General features: G+C 60.3%; 3 rRNA genes. All 3 read left to right on the forward strand.

Going from position 1 to position 5,534, the window contains the following annotated elements:
• Window positions 1-213 precede the first annotated feature (213 nt).
• Window positions 214-1,739 (forward strand): 16S ribosomal RNA (locus KIH77_RS10345).
• 430 nt (window positions 1,740-2,169) lie between these two features.
• A 23S ribosomal RNA gene (locus KIH77_RS10350) occupies window positions 2,170-5,228 on the forward strand.
• Window positions 5,229-5,417: 189 nt separating this feature from the next.
• Window positions 5,418-5,534: ribosomal RNA gene (rrf, locus tag KIH77_RS10355) — 5S ribosomal RNA — on the forward strand.
• Together the 16S, 23S and 5S rRNA genes form the textbook arrangement of a ribosomal RNA operon.

Raw genomic sequence — 5,534 nt, forward strand, 5'->3', positions numbered from 1 at the left:
CTGGTGTGGTGGTGGTTTGAGAACTCAAGAGCGTGTTTTGTACTACTGAATTGTTTTTGATTGCCAGTTGATGGCTGGTTTGCCGCCTTGTTTTTGGGGTGGTTGGCTGGTCGTCTGTTTTTGATTGTGCGAGATCGGCTGGTTTCGGCTGGCTGGTTTTGCCGTCTTTTTCTTTTTTTTCGAGTCGAATGTTCGGCTTTTCACAAGAGTTTTTTTGTGGAGGGTTTGATTCTGGCTCAGGACGAACGCTGGCGGCGTGCTTAACACATGCAAGTCGAACGGGATCCGACCAGCTTGCTGGTTGGTGAGAGTGGCGAACGGGTGAGTAATGCGTGACCGACCTGCCCCGTACTGCGGAATAGCTCCTGGAAACGGGTGGTAATGCCGCATGTTCCACTTCCTCGCATGGGGTTGTGGGAAAGGTTTTTCCGGTATGGGATGGGGTCGCGTCCTATCAGCTTGACGGTGGGGTGACGGCCCACCGTGGCTTCGACGGGTAGCCGGCCTGAGAGGGCGACCGGCCACATTGGGACTGAGATACGGCCCAGACTCCTACGGGAGGCAGCAGTGGGGAATATTGCACAATGGGCGCAAGCCTGATGCAGCGACGCCGCGTGCGGGATGACGGCCTTCGGGTTGTAAACCGCTTTTGTTTGGGAGCAAGCGCAAGTGAGTGTACCTTTCGAATAAGCGCCGGCTAACTACGTGCCAGCAGCCGCGGTAATACGTAGGGCGCAAGCGTTGTCCGGAATTATTGGGCGTAAAGGGCTCGTAGGCGGCCCGTCGCGTCCGGTGTGAAAGCCCATCGCTTAACGGTGGGTCTGCGCCGGGTACGGGCGGGCTTGAGTGCGGTAGGGGAGACTGGAATTCCCGGTGTAACGGTGGAATGTGTAGATATCGGGAAGAACACCGATGGCGAAGGCAGGTCTCTGGGCCGTAACTGACGCTGAGGAGCGAAAGCGTGGGGAGCGAACAGGATTAGATACCCTGGTAGTCCACGCCGTAAACGGTGGACGCTGGATGTGGGGCCCTTTCCACGGGTTCCGTGTCGGAGCTAACGCGTTAAGCGTCCCGCCTGGGGAGTACGGCCGCAAGGCTAAAACTCAAAGAAATTGACGGGGGCCCGCACAAGCGGCGGAGCATGCGGATTAATTCGATGCAACGCGAAGAACCTTACCTGGGCTTGACATGTTCCCGACGACCGCAGAGATGTGGTTTCCCTTCGGGGCGGGTTCACAGGTGGTGCATGGTCGTCGTCAGCTCGTGTCGTGAGATGTTGGGTTAAGTCCCGCAACGAGCGCAACCCTTGCCCTGTGTTGCCAGCGCGTCATGGCGGGGACTCACGGGGGACCGCCGGGGTTAACTCGGAGGAAGGTGGGGATGACGTCAGATCATCATGCCCCTTACGTCCAGGGCTTCACGCATGCTACAATGGCCGGTACAGCGGGATGCGATGGCGCGAGCCGGAGCGGATCCCTGAAAACCGGTCTCAGTTCGGATCGGAGCCTGCAACTCGGCTCCGTGAAGGTGGAGTCGCTAGTAATCGCGGATCAGCAACGCCGCGGTGAATGCGTTCCCGGGCCTTGTACACACCGCCCGTCAAGTCATGAAAGTGGGCAGCACCCGAAGCCGGTGGCCTAACCCTTCCTGGGATGGAGCCGTCTAAGGTGAGGCTCGTGATTGGGACTAAGTCGTAACAAGGTAGCCGTACCGGAAGGTGCGGCTGGATCACCTCCTTTCTACGGAGATCACTTTGCAAATCCCGCGCCGTGGTTTTGTGGCGTGGGTCGCGCCCCGGTCGGGGGATGTTCCTCCGGCGCGTGGGTCTTCTGGTGTGGAGCGGTCATTGCTTTTCGGTGGTATGGGGCATGCTTTTGGGCTCCCGGGCCGTCACCCTTCGCGGGTTGGTCTGGTGCCCATGCCGTGTGGCCCGGCGGGTTTCGCCGTGGTGGGTCGTGTGGCGTGTGGCCGGTGGGTTGAGAACTGGATAGTGGACGCGAGTGGATCGCGTGGTCCCCTGGTGGGGTCGTGTGGTCTGCTTTGCTGTGATTTTCTTTTTCGCCGGACCCTGTTTCGGGGTCTGGTCGATCGTTTGTGATCATTGATGATGTGTTGATGTGTTGTCCGGTTGTTCGCAGCTGCTTGTTGCGGGTGTCGCCGCCGTTGGGTGGTGTTGCTTGCAAGGGCGTATGGTGGATGCCTTGGCGCACTGGACCGATGAAGGACGTGTGGGGCCGCGATAGGCCTCGGGGAGCCGCCGACAGGGCTTTGATCCGAGGGTGTCCGAATGGGGAAACCCGCCAGTCTTGATGGGCTGGCACCGCTTGATGCGGGGGGTACGCAGGGAAGTGAAACATCTCAGTACCTGCAGGAAAGGATATTCCGTGAGTAGTGGCGAGCGAAAGCGGATGATGGCTAAACCGGTGTCGTGTGATACCCGTCGGGGGTTGCGGCGCCGGTGTCGTGGGACAGGCTGTCCCGGTTCCGACGGGCCGGGCGGCAGTGATAAAGCGTCGTGCTAGATGAACGGGATTGAATTCCCGGCCGTAGAGGGTGATGGCCCCGTAGTCGGTCGCACGCCGCCTGCCGATGTCTGCTCCCGAGTAGCGCGGGACTCGTGGAATCCCGTGTGAATCTGCCCCGACCGTGGGGTAAGCCTGAATATTCCGGTGCGACCGATAGTGCACTAGTACCGTGAGGGAAAGGTGAAAAGCACCCCGGGAGGGGAGTGAAATAGTATCTGAAACCGTGCGCTTACGAACCGTCGGAGCCTTTCGGGGTGACGGCGTGCCTATCGAAAAATGAGTCTGCGAGTCAGTGGTGTGTGGCGAGCATAAGCCGTGTGGCGGATGCGTAGCGAAGGCGAGTCCTAATAAGGCGTTTGAGTCGCATGCCCTGGACCCGAAGCGGGATGATCTAGCCCTGAGCAGGCTGAAGCGCGGGTAGGACCGCGTGGAGGGCCGAACCCACCTAGGTTGAAAACTGGGGGGATGACTTGGGGCTGGGGGTGAAAGGCCAATCAAATTCCGTGATAGCTGGTTCTCTCCGAAATGCATTTGGGTGCAGCGTCAGGTGATTGCGTCCGGGGGGTAGAGCTACTGGATGCTTGAGGGCCCGTATCGGGTACCGACAGCAGCCAAACTCCGAATACCCGTGATGTGTATCCTGGCAGTGACTCGGCGGGGGATAAGCTCCGTCGTGGAGAGGGAGACAGCCCTGACCGTCGTCTAAGGTCCCCAAGCGCGTGCTAAGTGGGAAAGGATGTGGAGTCGCATAGACAGCCAGGAGGTTGGCTCAGAAGCAGCCATCCTTGAAAGAGTGCGTAACAGCTCACTGGTCTAGTGGTTCCGCGCCGACAATGTAGCGGGGCTCAAGCACGCCACCGAAGACGCGGCAGTCTCTTCGTGAGGCTGGGTAGGAGAGCGTCCCATGAGGGGCGAAGCGGCGGCGTAAGCCCGCCGTGGACTTCATGGGAGTGAGAATGCAGACATGAGTAGCGAGATGGGGGTGGGAATCCCCCACGCTGGATGACCAAGGGTTCCAGGGCCACGTTCGTCGTCCCTGGGTGAGTCGGGTCCTAAGGCGAGGCCGACAGGCGTAGTCGAATGGATGAACGGGTTGATATTCCCGTACCGGCCGTGGACCGTCAGGTCCGAGACCCGGTTGCTAACCTCCGTCCCTGGCTGACGTTCCCTTCGGGGTTCGGATGCCTTGGCCGTTGGGATCCGCCGGGCAGTAGGATAGCGCGGGAGTGACGCAGAACGGCAGCCGGCCGCGGAGGTGGTTTTCCGTGGTCAAGCGCGCAGGACGCCATGCAGGCAAATCCGTGTGGCATCAGTCCGAGGCGTGATGATGGGGGGCTTCGGCCCCGATATCCGGTGATCCGATGCTGTCGAGAAAAGCTTCGGCGCGAGGTGCACGGGCGCCCGTACCCTAAACCGACACTGGTGGTCAGGTAGAGAATACCAAGGCGATCGAGAGAATCCTGGTCAAGGAACTCGGCAAATTGCTCCCGTGCCTTCGGCATAAGGGAGACCCCCGACGGTGAACCGGCTTGCCCGGGGAGCGGTTGGGGGTGGCACAGGCCAGGGGGTAGCGACTGTTTACCAAAAACACAGGAGCGTGCGAAGGCGCAAGCCGCTGTATACGCTCTGACGCCTGCCCGGTGCCGGAAGGTTAAGAGGATCCGTCAGCTTCGGCGAAGCGGTGAATTCAAGCCCCGGTAAACGGCGGTGGTAACTATAACCATCCTAAGGTAGCGAAATTCCTTGTCGGGCAAGTTCCGACCTGCACGAATGGCGTAACGACTTCCCCACTGTCTCGACCAGGAGCTCGGCGAAATTGCAGTACGAGTAAAGATGCTCGTTAAGCGCAGAAGGACGAAAAGACCCCGGGACCTTTACTATACCTTGGTATTGTCGTTAGGCGTGGACTGTGTAGCATAGGCGGGAGGCTTCGAAGCGGGTGCGCCAGCATCCGTGGAGCCGCAATGTGAAATACCGCTCTGTCCATGTCTGGCGTCTAACCTCGACACGTCATCCGTGTCAGGGACAGTGCCTGGCGGGTAGTTTAACTGGGGCGGTTGCCTCCCAAAGGATAACGGAGGCGCTCAAAGGTCCGCTCAGCCCGGTTGGCAATCGGGTGTCGAGTGCAATCGCACAAGCGGGCTTGACTGTGAGACCGACGGGTCGAGCAGGGACGAAAGTCGGAGATAGTGATCCGGTGCCGGCGCACGGGCGCGGCATCGCTCAACGGATAAAAGGTACCCCGGGGATAACAGGCTGATCATTCCCAAGAGTCCATATCGACGGGATGGTTTGGCACCTCGATGTCGGCTCGTCGCATCCTGGGGCTGGAGCAGGTCCCAAGGGTTCGGCTGTTCGCCGATTAAAGCGGCACGCGAGCTGGGTTCAGAACGTCGTGAGACAGTTTGGTCTCTATCCTCTGCGCTCGTTGGAATGCTGAGGAGCCCTGCCCATAGTACGAGAGGACCTGGGTGGACGAACCTCTGGTATGCCAGTCGTCACGCCAGTGGCGTGGCTGGTTGGCTACGTTCGGATGGGATAACCGCTGAAAGCATCTAAGCGGGAAGCCCTCTCCAAGATGAGCATTCCGTGCAGGCTTGACCTGTTGGAGGCCCCATGTGGAACACGTGGTTGATAGGCCGGAGGTGGAAGCCCCGCGAGGGGTGGAGCCGACCGGTACTAACGGCCGAAAGGCAACATCAATACTTCTCATCCCGGCGACGGCCACGGCCGCGGCGGGCGCTGCGCGACGACCGACGGCACGGAGCATCATCCCATGCCACAACCGGATCGACAGGCGAAACAGGAATCACAGGCGCGTCCGCTGTCCGGTCCCCGACCCGCCGGGACAGGCGCATGGGGACATGCGCTTCATAAGAGAAAAACAGATTTTGCGGCGGTCATGGCCCGGGGGAGACGCCCGGTCCCATTCCGAACCCGGAAGCTAAGACCCGGCACGGCGATGGTACTGCACCCGACAGGGTGTGGGAGAGTAGCACACCGCCGCAA

Source organism: Bifidobacterium pluvialisilvae (genome assembly GCF_019331695.1).
Classification (GTDB): Bacteria; Actinomycetota; Actinomycetes; order Actinomycetales; family Bifidobacteriaceae; genus Galliscardovia; species Galliscardovia pluvialisilvae.